19 protein-coding genes are annotated in these 19,845 nt (G+C 65.5%); 7 read left to right on the top strand and 12 right to left on the bottom strand.

The annotated features are described in order from the left end of the window. Positions 1 to 20: 20 nt before the first annotated feature. Positions 21 to 782 (bottom strand): SDR family oxidoreductase, encoded by a 762-nt coding sequence (locus AWB74_RS00820; RefSeq protein ID WP_061144878.1) that lies wholly within the window; start codon positions 780 to 782, stop codon positions 21 to 23. Between the two features lie 216 nt (positions 783 to 998). Here AWB74_RS00820 and AWB74_RS00825 point away from each other — a divergent pair, with 216 nt between their 5' ends. After that, the gene (locus AWB74_RS00825; RefSeq protein ID WP_061144879.1) at positions 999 to 2,483 is read left to right on the top strand and encodes a Fic family protein; all 1,485 of its coding nucleotides are present in this window, start codon (positions 999 to 1,001) and stop codon (positions 2,481 to 2,483) included. A gap of 402 nt (positions 2,484 to 2,885) precedes the next feature. On the opposite strand, the gene AWB74_RS00835 is transcribed toward AWB74_RS00825, so the two are convergent. Then, positions 2,886 to 3,404 (bottom strand): DUF6622 family protein, encoded by a 519-nt coding sequence (locus AWB74_RS00835; protein ID WP_061144881.1) that lies wholly within the window; start codon positions 3,402 to 3,404, stop codon positions 2,886 to 2,888. 183 nt (positions 3,405 to 3,587) lie between these two features. Here AWB74_RS00835 and AWB74_RS00840 point away from each other — a divergent pair, with 183 nt between their 5' ends. Both AWB74_RS00840 and AWB74_RS00845 read left to right on the top strand, forming a co-directional pair. After that, on the top strand, positions 3,588 to 4,256 hold the full coding sequence (locus AWB74_RS00840) for a TetR/AcrR family transcriptional regulator (protein ID WP_200821904.1): 669 nt from the start codon (positions 3,588 to 3,590) through the stop codon (positions 4,254 to 4,256). 190 nt (positions 4,257 to 4,446) lie between these two features. Next, a complete protein-coding gene (locus tag AWB74_RS00845) occupies positions 4,447 to 5,301 on the top strand; it encodes a helix-turn-helix domain-containing protein (RefSeq protein ID WP_061144883.1) in 855 nt (284 codons plus the stop codon). 21 nt (positions 5,302 to 5,322) lie between these two features. Here AWB74_RS00845 and AWB74_RS00850 read toward each other — a convergent pair whose 3' ends face one another. The 3 genes from AWB74_RS00850 to AWB74_RS00860 form a co-directional block, all read right to left on the bottom strand. Further along, positions 5,323 to 7,167 carry an ATP-binding response regulator gene (locus AWB74_RS00850; RefSeq protein WP_061144884.1) on the bottom strand — a complete coding sequence of 615 codons (1,845 nt, stop codon included), beginning with the start codon at positions 7,165 to 7,167 and terminating at the stop codon, positions 5,323 to 5,325. A gap of 3 nt (positions 7,168 to 7,170) precedes the next feature. Beyond that, positions 7,171 to 8,808, bottom strand: a complete 1,638-nt coding sequence (locus AWB74_RS00855) for an ATP-binding domain-containing protein (RefSeq protein ID WP_061144885.1) — start codon at positions 8,806 to 8,808, stop codon at positions 7,171 to 7,173. A 90-nt stretch (positions 8,809 to 8,898) separates the two neighbouring features. Then, positions 8,899 to 9,570 carry a glutathione S-transferase family protein gene (locus tag AWB74_RS00860; RefSeq protein ID WP_061144886.1) on the bottom strand — a complete coding sequence of 224 codons (672 nt, stop codon included), beginning with the start codon at positions 9,568 to 9,570 and terminating at the stop codon, positions 8,899 to 8,901. A 151-nt stretch (positions 9,571 to 9,721) separates the two neighbouring features. Here AWB74_RS00860 and AWB74_RS46800 point away from each other — a divergent pair, with 151 nt between their 5' ends. After that, on the top strand, positions 9,722 to 9,892 hold the full coding sequence (locus AWB74_RS46800) for a hypothetical protein (RefSeq protein ID WP_200821905.1): 171 nt from the start codon (positions 9,722 to 9,724) through the stop codon (positions 9,890 to 9,892). A 66-nt stretch (positions 9,893 to 9,958) separates the two neighbouring features. Here AWB74_RS46800 and AWB74_RS00865 read toward each other — a convergent pair whose 3' ends face one another. From AWB74_RS00865 to AWB74_RS00895, 7 genes are all read right to left on the bottom strand, one after another. Then, entirely contained in the window at positions 9,959 to 10,369 is a 411-nt protein-coding gene (locus AWB74_RS00865) for a response regulator (protein ID WP_235012016.1), read from the bottom strand. Positions 10,370 to 10,722: 353 nt separating this feature from the next. After that, positions 10,723 to 11,526, bottom strand: a complete 804-nt coding sequence (locus tag AWB74_RS00870; protein ID WP_061145236.1) for an AraC family transcriptional regulator — start codon at positions 11,524 to 11,526, stop codon at positions 10,723 to 10,725. A gap of 88 nt (positions 11,527 to 11,614) precedes the next feature. Continuing rightward, on the bottom strand, positions 11,615 to 12,895 hold the full coding sequence (locus tag AWB74_RS00875) for an NAD(P)/FAD-dependent oxidoreductase (protein WP_061144887.1): 1,281 nt from the start codon (positions 12,893 to 12,895) through the stop codon (positions 11,615 to 11,617). Further along, entirely contained in the window at positions 12,892 to 13,140 is a 249-nt protein-coding gene (locus AWB74_RS00880) for a (2Fe-2S)-binding protein (RefSeq protein WP_061144888.1), read from the bottom strand. The genes AWB74_RS00875 and AWB74_RS00880 overlap by 4 nt, the downstream gene beginning before the upstream one ends. After that, a complete protein-coding gene (locus AWB74_RS00885) occupies positions 13,133 to 14,272 on the bottom strand; it encodes an NAD(P)/FAD-dependent oxidoreductase (RefSeq protein WP_061144889.1) in 1,140 nt (379 codons plus the stop codon). Before AWB74_RS00885 ends, AWB74_RS00880 begins: the two co-directional genes overlap by 8 nt. Next, positions 14,269 to 15,219: a 4-hydroxyproline epimerase gene (locus tag AWB74_RS00890; RefSeq protein ID WP_061144890.1), complete on the bottom strand. Its 951-nt coding sequence runs from the start codon at positions 15,217 to 15,219 to the stop codon at positions 14,269 to 14,271. The genes AWB74_RS00885 and AWB74_RS00890 overlap by 4 nt, the downstream gene beginning before the upstream one ends. 229 nt (positions 15,220 to 15,448) lie before the next feature. Continuing rightward, the gene (locus AWB74_RS00895) at positions 15,449 to 16,192 is read right to left on the bottom strand and encodes a response regulator transcription factor (RefSeq protein WP_061144891.1); all 744 of its coding nucleotides are present in this window, start codon (positions 16,190 to 16,192) and stop codon (positions 15,449 to 15,451) included. 527 nt (positions 16,193 to 16,719) lie between these two features. Here AWB74_RS00895 and AWB74_RS00900 point away from each other — a divergent pair. From AWB74_RS00900 to AWB74_RS46320, 3 genes are all read left to right on the top strand, one after another. After that, a complete protein-coding gene (locus AWB74_RS00900; protein ID WP_061144892.1) occupies positions 16,720 to 18,012 on the top strand; it encodes an MFS transporter in 1,293 nt (430 codons plus the stop codon). Positions 18,013 to 18,115: 103 nt separating this feature from the next. Then, on the top strand, positions 18,116 to 19,588 hold the full coding sequence (locus AWB74_RS00905) for an MFS transporter (RefSeq protein WP_061145237.1): 1,473 nt from the start codon (positions 18,116 to 18,118) through the stop codon (positions 19,586 to 19,588). Positions 19,589 to 19,669: 81 nt separating this feature from the next. Continuing rightward, the gene (locus AWB74_RS46320) at positions 19,670 to 19,828 is read left to right on the top strand and encodes a hypothetical protein (RefSeq protein ID WP_160110222.1); all 159 of its coding nucleotides are present in this window, start codon (positions 19,670 to 19,672) and stop codon (positions 19,826 to 19,828) included. Positions 19,829 to 19,845 lie beyond the last annotated feature (17 nt).

A 19,845-nucleotide genomic window follows, 5' to 3' on the forward strand; every position in this document is an offset into this window, starting at 1 on the left:
GATTCTCCCGATGACGCGACTCAGTACGTCGCGCGTCCGCCCGACAGATCGAACACCGCGCCTGTGCTGAACGCGCAGTCTTCGGACGACAGCCACAGGATCAGCGAGGCGGCCTCCTGCGGCATGAGGAAGCGGTTCATCGGGATCTTGGAGAGCATGTAGTCGATGTGCTGCTGCGACATCGAATCGAAGATTTCGGTTTTGGCGGCGGCGGGCGTGACGGCGTTCACGAGAATGTTCTTGCCCGCGAGTTCCTTGCCGAGCGATTTCGTGAGACCGATCAGCCCGGCCTTCGATGCGCTGTAGTGCGAAGCGTTCGGATTGCCTTCCTTGCCCGCCACCGACGCGATATTCACGATACGCCCGTAGCCCGCCTTCAGCATGTGCGGCACGACGGCGCGGCACGTGAGATACGGCCCGATCAGATTGACATCGATGACGCGGCGCCACACGTCGGGCGCGAGTTCCCACGTCGTGCCATTGCCGCCTGTGATGCCCGCGTTATTGACTAGCACGTCGATTCTGCCGTGCGCGGCGAGCGTCTTTTGCGCGGCGGCCTCGACGGAAAATTCGTCGGTCAGTTCGACGACGGCGTCGCTGACCTTGCGCTCTGCGTGCTTCGCCGAGAGTTCGGCGCTCGTTCGCGCGAGGCGTTCGCCGTCGACGTCCCACAGCGATACGTCGGCGCCGGATTCCAGCGCGCGTTCCGCCACCGCGAGGCCGATTCCGCGCGCGCCGCCCGTGACGATGACGACGCGTCCAGCCAGATCGATACGGTTCATGAGTTCGTCTCCTTTCGTTGTTCGTTGCTTTGGGTTCGATGCCGTGAGAGGCACTATAGTCCCGCAGCAATAGCGCAACAATTCGAAAGGGCGATCGTTCGATAGCAAAAGCGGATCGATGGGGTCGGCCGGATGGCCACTCGTTATGATTTCTCGATGAAACCACCAGAAACCGGCCTAAAATTACGATTTCTCGATAACCGTTAAGAAATCTCGATGACGCCGATCGGTTATGCCCGTCTCATCGCCATCGGCGAGCTGCGCGTGACGCCGCCGCCGCGGCTCGCGTACGCCAGTTCGTCAGTGAACCGGCGCATCGACAGCGAAAGCCAGATTCTGTTTCCGAACAGCGTCGCCTTTGACGATACGCCCGTCGGTCATCTGGAGTTCGCCCTGCGCCACGAAGGCGTGAATCTCGAGATCATCGACGCCGCGTTCGAGCACATGGAGCCTGGCGAACTCATCGCGCGCCTGCGCGCGACGCCGACCGGCGAACAGATTCGCCGTGCCTGCTTTCTCTGGGAATGGCTGAGCGGCAAGGAACTGGATGCGGGCGTGAGCATCCGCGGCGGTTATGTCGATCTGTTTCCCACTGACATGTACTACACGGCGCCGCAGCCCACGCGCGCGTCGCGTTTTCGTGTGCGCAACAACGCCCTCGGGACGCCCGGGTTTTGCCCGATCGTCCATCGCGCGGCGATTCCCGCCGACCCGCCCTTGACCGACCTGCTTCTCGAAGCGCAGAGCGCGCTCGATGCCATGCAGGACCCGGAGTTGTATCGGCGCGCGCTCGCGTTTCTGTATTGGTCGGAGACACGCGGCAGTTATGCGATCGAATCGGAAACGCCCAGCTCGGACAAGCAGGAACGCTTCGTTCAACTCCTGAGGCGCGCGGGCGAGCCGGCGACAGTCGACGAAGAATGGCTCGTGCAACTGCAAAACGTGATCGTGCGCGACGCCTACGGTCAGGAAGCGTCGTACCGGACCAAGCAGAACTGGCTGGAGGACGCAGCTGGCCGGGTCGACTTCTTCCCCGTGCCGATCGACGATCTGCGGCGGGTGATGACCCACTGGGAAGACTTCGTCAACGATCAGAAACGCTGCCCCGACGTGCTCGTAAAAGCGGCATGCGCGGCCTTCGGCTTCGTCTATCTGCATCCGTTTTTCGATGGCAACGGCCGGCTGCATCGCTTTCTCATTCAGCACGTGCTCGCGCGCTCGGGGCTGCTCGGCGCGGATACGGTGATTCCCGTGTCCGCAGTGATGGAGCGCAACATTCCGGCGTATCACGCGGTGCTGACGGCGTTCTCGCGCCCGGTGACACGGCTGTGGAACTACCGGCGTATCGACACCGAGCCGCTCGTGCTCAGCGCGCCTTCGAGCCGCGCCTATCGCTTCTTCAATGCCGACCGCGAGGTCGCATTCCTGTACGCGATGATCAAGGAGGCCGTGCGCGACGAGATTCCGCGCGAGATTGCATGGCTGCAGGGATACGACGCCGCGTTCGCGCAGCTGAACGACGAGTTTGATCTTCCGCGCAAGGACCTTTCGGCGCTCATTCGCATGGTCCAGTCGAACAAGGGCGTGCTATCGGCGCATCGGAGAAAGCAGTATCAGCACATTCCTCGCGCCGTCCTCGACCGCATCGAGGAAGTCGTGCGCACGGCCTTTTCGAACCACTTGGCGACACCGAAAAGTTAGATTTTTTCGATGAGAATGACGAAATCGCCCCGAAAATTAAAACTTCTCGATGAGAGTTAAAGAATTTCGAGTCGGGAGGCGCCCAGACGGGGCTATTCGGTCCGCTGCGACGGGACGGAAGTCGAATCCCTGAAGTGCCTGTCGGCGACGAGTGCGAATCCGAAAAGCGCGGCCACACCTATCGGGCAAATAAACAGAACAGCGATCAACACGGCGACCTCCCACTGATTGATGCCTCGCAGTGTAGCTCGCAAAAAGCCGCTAATTGACGCGAAATTCGCCAATACTCCTTTCAATAATAACGAATTGTTGTTTCGGACGATGCCGATGGATGCGCCATCAAAAGCAAACCGCATTAAAACGAAATCGCCGTGAAACCCCGCGGCTTCACGGCGATGCGAATTACAGCCGTTCCAGCACAGGCGTTTGCTCCGGTCGCAGCGCCAGCCAGTAGATCAGGAAGCGCCCCGCGAAAATCCCCGCCACCAAGCCGGTCACTACGCCGTTCAGCACGACGAAGGTCGAATCCACCCCCATATGCACCGACGTCGCGAGTTCGAAGCCGATCCAGAATTTCATCGCGAAAGTCAGCAGGATCAGCACGAGCGGCACCGCCGAGCCGGGCAGCGTGACGGTGCGCCGTATACGATCCACCGTCATCCCGCTCTTCTTCGCGACCGCCGCGCCGATGCCCACGCCCAGCGCGCCGCCTGCCATCCACATCGACGCCGTGGCCCATCCGGTCTCAGGGTCCGACAGCAGATGCAGCAGGCCCCAGCCAGCGAACACCGCCGGCACGATGCCCAACTTCGAAAGCGGAGCGGTGCCCGCCTTCATCGCCTTCATGCCGCGCGAAACCAGTATTGCAAGCAGAACCCAAACCCAGGTAGGCGTACCCAGCAAAATATCCTGGAAGGACATGATCGTTCTCCTGTGAAACCTGACGCGATTGATCGGAATGTGTCGGCGTTCGCGCCGTGCATCTGGAGGCACAGCGCTTGTCGCCGTTAATCTTTACGTTGGAAAGATTTTGACTTTGGCGTCGGTTTGCGTCAACATAAATTTACATTGTAAAGATTGATCGACCGACGAGTCCTGATTCCTATGCAGAATCCCACGCCAGCAAGAAAACGGGGCCGCCCAGCGAAAACGCCCGAGAGCGCGCCTCATCCCTACCATCACGGTTCGCTGCCGGATGCGTTACTGCACGCCGCCGAAACCGTGTTACGGCGCGACGGACTGCGCGGTCTTACCCTGCGCGCCATCGCGCGCGAGGCCGGCGTGTCGCATACGGCCCCTCAACACCATTTCGGCGACACGGCGGGCGTGCTCGCCGAACTCGCGGCAAGCGGACATCGGCGGCTCGCGCAATCGATGCAGAAGCGCGCCGCCGGCATCGGACCCGGCGCGGAACGCAGCCGGGCGATCGCGCACGGCTATATCGATTTCGCCGTCGCCAATCCCGACCTCTTCCGGCTGATGTCGCGCAACGAGTTGCTCGACACGGAAAGGCCGTCGCTCGTCGAAGCGCGGCGCATGTCCGCCGCCGGCCTCGCCGACGTGTTCGATTCGGTGCCCGACATCGCGCCGGGCAGCAAGAGCGCATTCGGCGCGATGGGTACGGATCAGACCATCGCGATGGCGTCGGCGTGGGCGCACGTGCACGGACTCGCGTCGCTGCTGATCGACAACCGGCTGTCCGCGCTCGCCGCCGCGCCCGGCACGTTCGGCACACCGCGCGAACTGGTCGACGCCGTGATCGACACGATGTGAGAGCCGCGCGACTGCGCGCCAGCGAACGGCAGTCGCGCGCGCTTCGCCCGTAAGATCAGAGGTTCCATCGATGCATTTTTGAGCACGATGTCCCGCGCCATTTACAATGTCGGATCGACTGCGCATGGCGCGCGCCCCCGCGCCGAACCACGCCTTTAGCGGTCTCACCCTCACGCCCCCGACTGGCTGTATGGTCACTGAAACGTCTTCCTCCGAATCGCTCGCCGTCGCCGAACGCGTGCGCGAACTCATGGCCCGTCATGGCATCGGAAAGCGGCAGCAGACCGCCGAGCTGTGCCGTATTCTCGACCTGAGTTTTTCGCAGGGTCATCGCAAACTGCGCGGCAACAGTCCGTGGACGCTCGCGCAGATCCGCCGCGTCGCCGATGCCTTCGACGAGCCCGCGCTGAAGCTCTTCGATTCGATCAACACGCGCCCCGACGATACCGAAGGCACCGCGCACGATGCCGTCCTGAAGCTCGGTTCGCTCGAAATTGCGTGCATGGCGTGGGTCGGCAACGCGCTCGAAGCGGGCAGCCGTCCGGATTTCATCGCGCAGAAGCTCAACGGCCGCTGGATCGTGACGAAGCATGAAGGCGTGCTGCTGCACGAAGCGTGCGACGTCCACAAGATCGAGATCCAGCCGCGCCGCACGGACACCGATAAGCCGGTGATCGCCGTGGTCGACGACGATCACGCCTCCGCCGACAATCTGCACGACTATCTCGAAGCCACCGGCTTCACGGCGATGGCGTTTTACGGCCTCGACGCCTTTCTCGAAACGCTTCAGGCACAAGTGTTCGATGCCGTCGTGATCGACTGGCTGTTCGGCGTGCATACGTCGGCGGACGCGATCCGCGCGGTGCGCGAGTCGGACAATCCGGATGCGCCGGTTTTCGTGCTGACGGGCGAGCTCACCACGGGCAAGGCGAGCGAATCGGAGATCAGCCAGGTGATTCGCGATTACAACGTGGCGTGTTTCGAGAAGCCCGCGCGGCTCGGCATTCTCGTCGCGGATCTTTCCAAGCGGTTGATGCGCAGCTAGTCACCACACTGAGGCCACCCCTCACGCGGCGCGCCGGCGCACCGTCACCGCGCGGTGTACTGCGTCCTTCAGCACCTCGTAGCGCACCGGCTTCAGCAAATAGTCGAAGAACAGCACCACCGCGCTCGGGTCCACCAGCTCGGGCGCGTAGGCGCTCACCGCGATGATCGGCACGCTCGCGCCCGGCGCGCTGCGCGAGCGGTATTCGTTCGCGAACGAGTAACCGTCCTTGCCCGGCATGTGCAGGTCCGCGAGGATCACGTCGGCGTCGTTGGCGCGCAGCCAAGCGAGCGCGCTGTCGACATCCGGCAACGCGACGGCCGAATAACCCAGATGCGTGAGCATCTCGCTGAGCGAATCGCGGATCGACTCGTGGTCATCGATCACGAGCACGCGCGATCGGCGCAGCTCGGGCGCGTCGGCTTCCTGCTCGCCGCGCTCGGGCATGCGCGCGACCGATACCGCCGGCAAGCTCACGCGAAACGCAGCGCCCTGTCCCACTTCGCTCGACACCTCGATCGTGCCACCGAGCAGATCGACGAGCCCGCGCACGACCGCGAGCCCCATGCCCGCGCCGTCGAAGCGCCGCGTGCTCGACGAATCGAGTTGCATGAATTCCTGAAAGATCAGCGGCAGTTGCTCGCGCGGGATGCCCGGGCCTGTGTCGATCACGGAAATATCGAGACGCTTGTCCGTACGCGCAAAATGCACGTCGATGGAACCGGCGTCGGTGTACTTGATCGCGTTGGTGACGAGATTGGTCACGATCTGCCGCACGCGATGCGGGTCCGATTCGATCGGCCCGCGCTCGCCTGCGTAGTCGCCGCGCAGCGTCAGCCCCTTCGCGCTCGCGGCGGGCGTGTTCGCATCGACAATGGATTCGAGCAGTTCGACCGGATCGAATACGACCATGCGCAGTTCGAGCTTGCCCGCGCCGAGACGCGCGTAATCGGTGAGATCGCGCATCTGCGCTTCGAGATGGCGCGCGCCCGCTTCCAGGCGCTGCATGATCTTGCGATCCGCGTCGCCGCGCGCGTTCAGGCCGAGCAGTTCCACCGACGAAACGATCGCGTGCAGCGGCGTGCGCAATTCGTGGCTGATCATGCCGAGAAACGTATCCTTCGCGACACCGGCCTCGCGCGCGACGCGCGTCGCCTGATGTTCGGCCGCGAGCGCCGCCCGTTGCTGCTCGATGAGCCGCGTGCGCCGATAGCCGTTCAACAGCAAGAGCGCGGTCGCCGCCGCCGACAGCAGCCCGAGCAGAATGCCGCCGTAGATCAGATAGCGGCGCTTCGCGTCGAAGTCGCGCACGATCGCCTCGCGCTCGGCGATATCCATGAGGCGCCGCCCGCCCGCCAGTTCCGCGACGACCGGCGCGTTCTGGCGCAGCACGCCGATCACGCGCAAGGTGTGCTGACGCTCTTCCGCCTTGAGCCCGGCGACGTCGGCCTGAATGGAATCGAGCGCGGTCTGCAATTGCCGCAGGATTTCGCGCTGCCGGTTGAGGAGCGATTCGTGTCCATCGGCCATCCCCGTCGACGCCGACACCTGCGTCAGCCGCGCGCGCAGCAGACGATAGCTCACACGCACGGCATCGGCGTCCTCGTCGATGCCATTGCGATACAGGAGCACGTGATTCTCGAAGCGCTCGTAGGCGATCTGCAACTGCGCGGCGTCCCAGTAGACGTCATAGGGCACGACGAGTCTGTGCGTCTCGCGCGCGATGAGCCCCGAATACAGCATGTAGCCGACCGCGCCGATCGGCGGCGCGACCGCGAACGCGATCAGCGCCGCGTACCACAGGCGGCGGAACCACGGGCGCGCCGTGTGGGCGCGCAGCGAAGGTTCGGTGCTCGTGACGGCCATCCGCTACTGCAACGCTTCAATGGCCCGGGCCGCGCGCCCGGATGCGACCACGATCAGCTTCATCGTCGCCCGCGTCGCGCCGACGAAAATCTTGCGCGCGGCCTGCTCGTCGAGCGCGTCGAAATCGACTTCCGTGAGGATCACGCACGGCGCCGATTGACCCTTGAAGCGATAGATCGATTCGAGCAGCACGTCGCCATCGCGATATTCCGGGTTGCCGAACAGATCGTAGCTGCCGGTAAAGGCGCGCAGCCGGTGCGGGCCGAGCTGATCGACGGCGGTGAGCGCCGAGCCCTCGCGGCCCCGGAACGACAGCACCGCGATGTCCTGCTTGCGGAAACCGAGCGACAGCGCGTGTGTGATCGCGCGCTTGGTCGCTTCGACGATTTCGTCGGAATGGCCGTCATCGTAGGTCGATATGCTGACGTCCGAGCCGTCGAACGGGCTGCCCGCATCGAGCCGCACTTCAGGACCGACGATCTTGCGGATGAAACCGAGCAGATCGCGCGGGCTGCGGTAGTTCGTGCTCTCGCGCAGGATGGTCCAGCCCGGCAGCGGCACTGGCTCGCGCAGATAGAGGTTCTGCATCGGATCTTCGAGCCACCACCACGCGCCGTCCGGATTCAGCAGGCGTTCGAGCGCCTCGACCCATGCCGCCTGAAAGTCCTGACCTTCGTCGACGATCAGCACATCGGTCTTCCAGTGCTCCGGCACGGGCACAGCAGCGAAACGCTCTTCGAGCGTCGCGAAGACGTTGGGCTGGCTGAAATCGGGCGGGCTGCCCGCGTCGCGCGCAACGGCCGCGCTCAATTGATGATAATTCGCGACCTTCGCCTCTTTCGGCGCGATCGCGCGGATATGGTCGGCGAGCGGCCGATTGAAACACACGTAGAGCACGCTCTTGCCTTGCGCGAGCGCATCGCGCATCACGCGCACGGCGAGTTGCGTCTTGCCTGCGCCGGCTGTCGCAATCACGCGCAGGCGAAACGGCTCGAACTCGAGCCGGCGCGCCCAGGTCGCGAGCCCGCCCGACAAGCGCGTGACGAGCGTGTTCGCCGCGCCGACGAGCGCATTGGTGTCGGGCGTGAGCGAGAGTTCATCGGCGAGAAAATGATGGATGCGTGCCGCCGCTTCGAAGCGCGGTTCGTCGGGCGGCAGAATCTCCAGCACGACACGCGCGAGCTGCGCTTTGCGGCTCGCATCGACGATGCGCGCAGGCGAAACGCCCGCGATCGCGGCGTTCTTCACCGTGTAGTCGGGGCAATACAGCAACTCCTCGATGCGATACGTGCCCGCGCCGAACGCCGCCGTGAAGCGCCGATGCAGGTTCTCCAGTGTGCGCGCGAGTTGAATGGCGACGTTGCGTTCCTTCTGCAGATAAACCTTCACGAGGCCCGCGCTGGTTTCGCGCAGGAAACCCGCCTTCATCTCGATCATCAGCACCCGGCCCGATGGCGCGACCACGACAAAGTCCGCCTCGCCGAAAACCGAAAAACCTTCGTTGATGCGCGTCCAGTGGACGCCGTGATAGACCGTGTAGTCGTCGGGCAGCTTTTCGAGGAGCGCGAGAGTTTCGAGTTCGCGCGCCGCCGCGCCGGTCGCGTCGAGGTTCTTCCAGTCGTCGGGAACGATTCGGGCCATGCGTCGCCTTTGGGCTGAGTGGTTGCGTCGTGCACCTGATTGTACGCAACGCCTCGCGTGCGCCGGCAGGTCGGCCGAACGGCCAATTGGCTAGGTGGCGTAGTCGTAGCGCCCGCCGCGTTCCAGCGCGCGCTGATACGCCGGCCGCGCGTGGATGCGTTCGAGAAATGCGCGGATATGCGGCATCGATTTCGCGCCCGCGCGCTGGCTGCCGGTTTCGAGCGGGAAGCTCATCTGGACGTCGGCGGCGCTGAAGGTCTCGCCGGCGAACCACGTCGATCTGGCGAGTTCGGCTTCGATATAGCCGAAGTGCAGCCGCAGTTGCGGATCGATGAAACTGCTTTGCATCGTCTGCGCGATGCGCCGCGCGATCGGCTTCGCGAAGAACGGCATCTTCGCGCTCTCCAGCCGGCGCGCGACGAGCTTGAGCAAGAGCGGCGGCATTGCCGAACCTTCCGCGTAATGCATCCAGTAGTTGTAACGCACGCGTTCGGCTGACGTACCCGGCGGCGGCGAGAAACGTCCTTCGCCATAACGCTCGACGAGATATTCGATGATCGCGCCCGACTCCGCGAGCGTCAGATCGCCATCGGTGACGACCGGCGACTTGCCGAGCGGATGCACGGCGCGCAATTCGGGCGGCGCGAGCATCGTGCGCGGATCGCGTTGATAGCGCTTCAGCTCGTATTCGACACCGAGCTCTTCGAGCATCCAGAGCACGCGTTGGGAACGGGAGTTGTTGAGGTGGTGCACGGTCAGCATGGCTTTGGCTCTTGTTTTCAAGTTCGACGATGCCGCCGCGGTACGCCCCTTGCATCCGATGAACTTATGCGCGCCCGGGCGTCGAAAGGATAAGGCCCTTTCATGAAGGCCGCACTACGATTTCCGTACACAACGAAAAAAGGAGAAGTCGATGACGCTAGTCATTTATCTCGTCGGTTGGCTGATTTTTATCGGCGGCGTGTGTTGGGCGCTGGTGGCGATGCACGTCGCGCAGCACACGATCATGATCGTCGCCGTCATCATGCTCGGTATCGCCGTGATCACGGGCGCGACTCGGGCGCGCAACCGCGACCGGTCTTAGATCGTCGATGCGCGCCGCCTGTCACGGGCGGCGCCAACTATCGCTCACATCGCACTCAGATCACGCTTACATCACAACGCGCGCGCCAGCCGCGTCCTGGATCAGCGTGACGAGTTCATCGGGATGCACGGGCTTCGTCATGAAATGCTGAAAACCCTCGCCGATGCTGCGTAATCGATACTCGTCGCCGCCGTGTCCCGTCAGCGCGATAGCCACGGACGGCGGCAGATTGCCGCGTATCTCGTGATCGCGCAAACGCTGGATGAGATAAAAACCGTCCATTTCGGGCAGGTCCAGATCGCAGATCACCGCATCGGGAAGATGCTCGATCGCCGCCTGCGCGCCGTCTTCGGCGTCGGGCACGGCTACGACTTCCGCACCTTCTTCCTCCAGCAACATTTGCAGTGATGCCCTGCTTTCGGGATCGTCTTCGATGAGTACGATCCGCATATGCCCCAGTCTTGCTACTTCGCTCATGATGTTGTTTTCAACTGCTAAAAACGGAATTCTCGCGGAGGTCTCCAACTTGTCGCCGCCGCGCGCGCGAGGGTGCGCGCACTTGATTGACACGAAAAGGCGGCGGGAATTCCGAACGCACCGCTATTTACGCCGTGTGTGCGCCGGTGCGGAACGCCACGCGGTTTCGACAGCGCCGGCGCGCAAAGCTGGCCGGTCGCTGCGTGCCTGAATAAGCAAGATCCGAACCGGCTCGCATCCGATGGCCGCCAGCGCCGCATCCGGCGGACGTTTCGGCTCACGCGCGCCGGCCGGATTCACGATCCCCACGCACGACCGTGTAATTCCGGCATCGGCCTTGCCCTGATTTCCCGTCAGACGTTTGTATCCCGCACGTAATCGGGGCGCGACCCGCTCGCCGTCCCCGCCTGCAATAGCGCGCGGTATTCGCTCGGGGTGATGCCGACGGTCGCCTTGAACTGACGCGTGAACGCGCTGTGATCGGTGTAGCCGCACAGCGCGGCGACATCGGTGACTTTCGCCTGCGAGACGAGCAGCGCGGTGGCCGCATCGAGCCGCGTCTTCAGGAGCACCTGACGCGGCGTCAGATGGAAGACCTTGTGGAAGTACCGCTCCAGCTGCGCGATCGACATGTTCGCCATCTGCGCGAGCTGCCGCATGTTGAGCGGCTGCACGTAATTTTCCTGAATGTGCTGAACCACCGCTGCAAGCCGGCTGTAGGCGGGATGCGTGCCTTCGGCGGCCTGCAGATCACGCGAGATGCCCGCGAGCCCGACGATATGCCCGTGCCGGTCATGGAGCGGCACTTTGCATGTCATGCACCAGCCGGGCTCGCGTCCGGGATAGAGATGCAGTTCGAGCTGATCGATGAGCTGATGCCCCTGCGCGATGATCGCCTGATCCTGCGCCGTATAGATGCGCCCGAAGCGCCGCGGAAACACGTCCTCCGCAGTCTTGCCGATGAGCGCCGACTTGTCGTCCTTGTGTCCGCAGCGGCGCGCGAGCGTGCGATTGACCATCGCGTAGCGCGCGTCGCGGTCCTTCACGAAGAACACGATGTCGGGCATCGCGTCGAAGACCGGCGCGAGCAGCGCGAAATGCGCGAGCATCTCGGAGAACGTCGATGCGGTTTGCACGATCGGCAGCGTGCTGGTCATGAGGGTCGAGCTGGTCATCCGCGGGGTTTCGGTAGGGACGACCGATTATAGGAGCGCGCACGCGCGGTCGAAATTCGCGCTCGCCCCACTATCGAACGATCGGTCCGGCGTGATCGCGCGCCGCAATCAGCGTGTCGATGCGTACCGGCGCGAACGGCGGACGCGCCGCCGCACTCGGCCAGCCGAAATACACCGATGCCGCCTCGCCGCAGATGCGTCCCTGACAGCGTCCCATGCCGCAGCGCGTCTGAAGCTTGGCGTCGCGCCAGTTCGCGTGTACGGCGGTTTCTCCGATCGACACATCCTCGCAACGGCACAGCAACGTGTCGGGCGATGGCATCGCGCGCGCGTCGGCGCCCAGTTCGAACGCCCGCGCCACGCGTTGCGCGAACGCGCGCCACCGATCGCGCTCGCGCACGAGACGCACGAGACCGGCGTGCGCGGTCGTGCCGAGCGCCGCGTGCGCCGCCAGCGCGCCTTCGACGCTCGCCAGTTCCATGCCGCCGATGCCAGTGCATTCGCCAGCCGCGAAGATATCGGTTCGCGATGTGCGCTGCGCATCGTCGACGTGTATCGCGCCGTCGCTATCGCCGATCGTGCAGCCAAGCGCGAGCGCAAGCGTCGCGTTCGGCACGAGCCCATAGCCGCACGCGATGCGGTCCGCGGCAAGCGTGACGTCGCGTCCGCGCGTGCGAACCGTGACCGCTTCGACGCGTGCATCGCCGTGCGCCTTCACGACGACACTGCCCGTCCGGTAACGCACCGCGCCGAGCGCGACGGCCTGCGCCAGCTTGCCCGGCGTCAGCGCCAGCGACGCGACGAAGCGTGCGACACGCGCCCACGGCGCCTGTTCGATCACCGCGGCGACATGCGCGCCGTGACGGCGGGCGGTATCGGCGACGGCGAGCAGCAGCGGCCCGCTGCCCGCCACGACGATGCGCTCGCCGCGCACCGGCATGCCGCCCTTGACGAGCGCCTGCAAGCCGCCCGCGCCCGTGACGCCGGGCAGCGTCCAGCCTTCGAACGGCAAGAGCCGCTCGCGCGCGCCGGTGGCGAGAATCAGCTTCGAATACGCGAGCATGAGCGGTGCGCCGTCGCGTTCCAGCAAGAGCCGCTTGTCGCCGGGCGCGGCGGCCACTTTCGTCGCGTTCATGACGACGAGGTTCGTGTGCGGGCGCGTGTCATCGAGCCATTGGCGCAACGGCGCGGCGGGTGCGAGCGTTGAACCTTGCCGCCAGATCTGGCCGCCCGCGCGCGGATTGTCGTCGATGAGCACGACGCGCACGCCCGCTTGCGCCGCCACCCGCGCCGCGCTCAGACCCGCCGGCCCCGCGCCGACGATCGCGATATCGCATGCTTCGACGTTCATCGCATGGTCTCGATCGAAAGGCCGTCGCGGCACAGCGTCTGACAGCCGAGCACATACGCGCGGCCATCGACTGTCACGCGGCATTCGTGACACACGCCCATGCCGCACAGCGCGGCGCGCGGCTCGCCGGTCACGGAGCGCCGCGTCGCGCCGATGCCGCGCATCGCGATAGCGGCCGCGACGGTCGTAAAGGCGGGCACGGCGAGCGTTTCGCCGTCGATGGTCACGTGGACGAGATCAGCCACCGGCGTGCTCCGTTGCGAATCGTTGCGGGGAAAAGGCGTTCGTGTCGGGCATATCGAAGGGAATCGGGCCGCCGAGCATCTGCGCGGCGATGAGCTTCGCGGTGCCGAGCGATGTCGTCACGCCGAGTCCTTCGTGGCCCGCCGCGAGCCACAGCCGGTCGCCGGGAAAGCGCGCCGGTCCGATCAGCGGCAGGCCGTCGGGCGTGGCGGCGCGAAAACCCGTCCACGCGCGGATCGCATCGAGCGCGCCGATGCCCGGCAGATAGCGCGTCGCGCGCGCGAGCATCGCGCCGAGCACGTCGATTTCGACGGCGGGATCGAGCGTACCGAACTGCCGCGACGAGCCGATCAGCACCTGCCCCGTCGGACGCGGCTGCGCGTTGAACGCCACCGACGTGCCGCGCGCGTGATGCGCGCTCTTGATATAGCCGAGCTCCAGCACCTGATGATGGAGCGTGCCCGGATAGCGGTCGGTGATGAGCAAATGCCCTTTCTTCGCTTCGATCGGCACGCCCGCGATCAGCGACGGAACCGCGAGCCCGTTGGCGACGACCACATGCGCGGCCGTGCGCCGCTCGCCGTTCGCGAGCGTGACGCTGGCGTGCGTGTCGTCGGCATCGACGGCGCTCACCGCGCAACCCGTCGATACGCGAATGCGCGTCGAAGACGTCAAGAGCCACTGCGCCGCGGCGGGCGCGTACACGATGGCGTCGTCGTCGATCAGCAGGCCGCCTTGCATCGCGTGGCTCACCGCCGGTTCGGCTTCACGCAGCGCGGCGCGATCGAGCATGTGCGCGCGCACGCCCGCCACCGCGAAGGCGTCGCGCATCGAGCGGGCGGCGTCCAGTTCGTCTTCGTCCTCTCCGATCCAGACCGTGCCGCAGCGCGTGAACGCATCGCGCTCGCGCAGTTGCGGGCCAAGCGCGAGCCACAGTTCGCGCGATGCGCGCGCCAAGGCGAATTCCGCGGGCGAATCGTTCATCACGACGATGTGGCCCATGCCCGCCGCCGTCGCGCCGCCGCCGATACCGCGCGCTTCCAGCACCTCGACCGTCGCGCCGCGCGCCGCGCATTCCGCCGCGCACGCCGCCCCGACGATGCCGCCGCCGACGACGATCACGTCCGCCGTCATGCGCGCGCGCCGGGCTCGATGCCTCGCATGAACGGATCGCGCTCGTCGAAGACCAGCCGGCCTTCGCCCATGACGTGCGCGTAGCCCGTGATCGTCGGGATGAGCACGTCGCGATCGATCGCATAACTGCCCTCGAACACGCTGCCGATGATGCTCTCCTGACGCCAGATATCGCCCGGCGCGAGCAGACCGTCCGCGGCGAGGCACGCGAGCTTCGCGCTCGTTCCGGTGCCGCACGGCGAGCGATCGTAGGCGCTGCCCGGACACAGCACGAAATTGCGGCTGTCGACGCCCGCGACCGGAGAATCCGCGAACAATTCGATATGGTCGATGTAAGCGCCATCCGCGCCGGTGATGCCTTGCGCGTGCAAGGCATTGCGGATCGACTCGGTGAACGCGGTCAGTTCCGCGATGCGCTCGGGCACGAGCTCGCGCCCGTGATCCGCGACGAGGAAGAACCAGTTGCCGCCCCACGCGACGTCGCCGGTGAGCGGACCGTGATTGGGCACATCGACCGTCACCGCTTGCCTGTACCGATACGCCGGCACGTTGCGCACGCTGACGCTGCCGTCCGCGTTGAGCGTGGCGTCGACGGGACCAACGGGCGTGTCGATCCGATGCCGCCCCGGCTCGATCCTGCCCGCATACGCCAGCGACGCGACGAGCCCGATCGTGCCGTGCCCGCACATGCCGAGATAGCCGACGTTATTGAAGAAGATGACGCCCGCCGCCGCGCCGGGATCGTCGGGTTCGCATAGCAGCGCGCCGACCATCACGTCGGAGCCGCGCGGCTCGGTGACGATCGCGCGGCGCCAGTCGTCGAAACGCGTGCGAAACGTTTCGAGACGCTGCGCGAGCGTGCCTTGCCCCAGGTCCGGGGCGCCCGCGGTCACGAGGCGCGTCGGTTCGCCGCCCGTGTGCGAGTCGATGATGTCGATGGTTTTCATGCCGCTTATCGTAGAAACGCGTGAAGCAAGCGTCTTGAAGCGGCTGGACGGATTTGATGACGATATCGGCATAAGCGATCATCGTCGGGGGAAGGCTTTGTGGCGCTACGAACAGACTTGCCGGATCGGTTTGCACCCGCGGGTGAACGCCGATTTCAGCATAGAAACGCGGCCCCAAACAAAAATGCCGTCATTGCGACGGCATTTTCGTTGATATCGAGTTCAGGCCTCAGGCGGCGATTTGCGCACGCTCGGGATCGGCGTGATCGTCGCCGGCATCTTCGCCTTCATCGTAAAGATGCAGCAGGCGATAGCCGCTCTTGTACACCGGCTGCAGGCGGAAGTTGTTGACCGGCTCGATCTCCAGTGCGAGACGCAGACGCGAAACGTGACTGTCGATCGTGCGCGTGGTTTCGCGGAACTCGCGGCCCCAGACCATCGCGAAAATGTGATCGCGCGACAGCACGCGACCGATGTTCGAGAAGAACAATTGCGCGAGACGGAATTGCGTGCCGCTCAGTTGAACCGGCTTGCCGCGCACGGTGACGGTTTGCTGGCGGGCGTCGAAGCGGTACGGGCCGACTTCGAGGCACGCGCTGGTCGTTGCGGGATAAGCGCGGCGCAGGAGCGCTTCGACGCGCGCGCCGAACTCGCCCGGGCGGATCGGATAGACGACGTAATCGTCCGCGCCGGCAGTGAGTGCGCACACCACGTTGTGCTCGGCGCCGTCCGGCGTCGCGAACAAAACCGGCACGCGCTCGCCGAAGCTCGAACGCACCGATTTCAGCAGATCCAGGCCGCACAGGCCCGATGTATTCCAGTCGAGAATCAGCAGATCGACCGTGGAGCGCGAGAGCGCCTTCGACAGCACGAGGCCATCGCCGAAGGTCACGCAACTGTGGCCGAGTCGTTTGACGACATCGCTGATGAGATTTCGATAACTTGGGTCGGTTTGCAAAACGGCGACGCGCATAGTGTCTTACCTGATGAGTCCAAGGGACATTGGGCGGATGCCGCACTTTCGGGGGCCCGCCGGGCGTCTCGTAGCGAGATGAGACGGGGGATTCAAGCTGCGCATTCTGGGCAGCGATGCAAACCTTTCCCATCGGACTCGTCCGAATTGTCAACGCATGTGACGGCGCGCCCCTCACGGCCCGGCTGTCCGATGCGCGCCACCATCTCAAAAAAGAACGGCTTTTCGCTTTTGCGGTGGCTTTCGTCCTGTAACATGCCGCCTTCGGCTTCAAAGTTCCCGCTGCCGTCGTTTTTACAGAGACGTCGCGCGGCAAGCTGCGCCGCGACTGTCCGTCGCACAGCGCAGCGCGGAAGACGGGCGGCGACTTCAGAATCCGCGCCCGCTGGTTCAGGCCTGGCGCATGTGTGCGCCACGCTTCGGCCTTCGCTTCGCGCTCACCCGGCGCGTTTCATCGATCCCGCAGGGCAAAGCCTCGTCCTACCGCGCGTCTCGCGTGGCTTTTCCACTCACGGGTTCTCTTTTCGATGCAGGCAACACCTCTGACCGACGCTCCCCGCGCGGCCGGCCGTGCGCTCACGCGCGGCGATTACAAGACGCTCACGCTCGCCGCGCTCGGCGGCGCGCTCGAGTTCTACGACTTCATCATCTTCGTGTTCTTCGCGCCGGTCATCGGCCAGCTGTTCTTTCCGCCGTCGATTCCCGACTGGCTGCGCCAGTTGCAGACCTTCGGCATCTTCGCGGCGGGCTATCTCGCGCGGCCGCTCGGCGGCATCGTCATGGCGCACTTCGGCGATCTGCTCGGCCGAAAGCGCATGTTCACGCTCTCCGTGCTGCTGATGTCCGTGCCGACGCTCCTGATGGGCCTTTTGCCCACCTACGCATCGCTCGGGCTGATGGCGCCCGTGCTGCTGCTTCTGTTTCGCGTGATGCAGGGCGCGGCCGTCGGCGGCGAAGTGCCGGGCGCGTGGGTGTTCGTCTCCGAGCACGTGCCGGGGCGGCATATCGGCTACGCGTGCGGCACGCTCACGGCCGGTCTGACGGCGGGCATCCTGCTCGGCTCGCTGATCGCCACCGCGATCAACAAGACGTTCGCGCCGGCCGAAGTCGCGGATTTTGCGTGGCGTCTGCCGTTCCTGCTCGGGGGTGTGTTCGGCCTCTGCTCGGTCTATCTGCGCCGCTGGCTGCATGAAACGCCGGTCTTCGCGGAATTGCAGAAGCGCAAGTCGCTTGCGGCGGAGATCCCGCTCAAGGCCGTGCTGCGCGACCACGGCCGCGCCGTGATCGTGTCGATGCTACTCACATGGATGCTTTCTGCGGCGATCGTCGTCGTGATTTTGATGACGCCGACGCTCCTGCAGAAGCAGTTCCACATCGCGCCGGCGACGGTGCTCCTCGCGAACTGTGCGGCGACGCTGTGCCTGACGATCGGCTGCGTGCTGGCGGGCGCGATCGCGGGCAGGATCGGCGCGGGCAAGACGATTTTCATCGGCGGCATGGCGCTCGCCGTGTCGTACTGGCTGATGTTCCGGCAGGTCGCGCTCGATGCCTCCGCGCTGCTGCCGTGGTACGCGTGCGCGGGTTTTTTCGTCGGCGTGATCGGCGCGATTCCCTTCGTGCTGGTGAAGTCCTTTCCGCCCGCCGTGCGCTTCTCGGGCATCTCGTTTTCGTACAACGTCGCGTATGCGGTGTTCGGCGGGCTCACGCCGATCGTCGTCTCGCTGATGATGAAATCGAGCCCGATGGCGCCCGCGCTCTACGTCGGCGCGCTGTGCGCGGTCGGCGCGCTGACGACGCTTTTCATCAGGGAAACGCGTTAAGTTTTCATCGTGGCATGGCGCGCCGTTCATGCGGCGCGCCATTTTTCATTTGCCTTTCACGTTTCACCGCAGGCCGAAACATCGAACGCGCGCCGTGCTTACGATGAACGGCATGAACTCGAACCTCTCCTCCTCCGCAACGCATCTGTCCGCACGGCAGATGCTCATCGTCACGGCGACCAGCGTCGGTTTCGTCGTTTCTCAACTCGATGTCTCGATCGTCAATGTCGCGCTCGCGAGCATCGGCCACGATCTGCGCGCGAGCGTCGCGAGCCTGCAATGGACCGTCGATAGCTACGCGCTCGCGTTCGCCGCGCTGATGCTCTCCGCGGGTTCGCTCGGTGATCGCTTCGGCGCGCGGCGCATGTTCGCGGGCGGGCTCGCGCTGTTCGCGCTGGCGTCGCTCGCGTGCGCCTTTTCGGCCGATGCGCCGCAACTGATCGCCGCCCGCGCGCTGCAAGGCGTCGGCGCGGCGGCGATGCTGCCGAACTCGCTCGCGCTGCTGAACGCGGCCTGCGGCCACGACCGGCGCCTCCGTGCGCGGGCGGTCGGGCTGTGGACGGCGGCGGGCGCGGTGTCCATCGCGGCGGGGCCGATCGTCGGCGGCCTGCTGATCGCGGCCTTCGGGTGGCGCAGCATCTTCTGGGTCAATCTGCCGATCTGCGCGGCGGGCATCGCGGCGACGCTCCTGTGGGTCGACCGGACGCGTCCGAAGCACGCGGATCAAGCGCGCGGCATCGATCTGCCCGGCCAGGCGCTCGCGATCGTCGCGCTCGCGGCGTTCGTCGGCGCGGTGATCGAACTGCGCCCGCTCGGGGCCGCGCATCCGCTCGTCATCGGTGGACTCGTGCTCGCGCTGGCGGCGGGCGGGGCGTTCATCGCCATCGAACGCACGAGCCGCGCGCCGATGCTGCCGCTCTCGCTGTTTCACGAGCGCACGTTCGGTGCGTCGGTGGTCTTCGGCATCGGCGTGAATCTCACCTATTATGGGATGGTGTTCGTTCTGAGCCTGTACCTGCAGCGCGTGCTCGGCCATACGCCCTTGCAGACCGGCCTCGCGTTCCTGCCGCTGACCGGCGGCTTCCTGATCTCGAACCTGGCGAGCGGTCCCGTGGTAGCGCGCTTCGGCTCGCGCGGCCCGATGATCTTCGGCGCGTTGCTCGATGCCGCCGGTTTTGCCGCGCTCGCCTTCGTCGATGCGACGACGCCCACGGCCGCGCTGTTCGTGCCTTTTCTGCTGATTCCGTCCGGGATGGGCCTCGCGGTTCCCGCGATGACGACCGCGCTGCTCGGCACCGTTGGCCAGCAGCGCGCGGGGACGGCCTCGGCGGTGCTGAACACCGCGCGGCAGGCGGCGGGCGCGATCGGCGTCGCGGCGTTCGGCGCGCTCGCGGGTCACGGCGAGGGCGCGGCGGGCGCGGGACATATCGTCGAGGCAGTGCGCTGGTCGGCGTGGATTTCCGTCGCGCTGCTGCTGTGCGCCGCGTTGACGGCGCGCCATGTGAGCAATCCGGCGAGCGCGCGGACAGAAGACGCGAAGCGTGCGTGCGGCCCGGTTCCGGACGAAGCCGAGTGAGCGCGAGCGGCGGGAACGCCCGTTGCATCGCCCTGAAGGACCACGCAGAGCCATCATCCTGAGGAGAACACCATGTCGACGATGCCCCGCTCCCCCGACGAGCCCCGCGAACCGGACCCGGACAAGCTGCTCGACCCCGACGCCCCGCCGAATCCGGACGATCCGGACATGCCCGACGGCCCCGATTCCGCGACACCGATGGTGCCCGCCGATCCGAAGAACGGCGAGCCGCGCATGTAAGGCGCCTCGCCGCTTCA

This window comes from Caballeronia arvi, assembly GCF_001544695.2.
Classification (GTDB): domain Bacteria; phylum Pseudomonadota; class Gammaproteobacteria; order Burkholderiales; family Burkholderiaceae; genus Caballeronia; species Caballeronia arvi.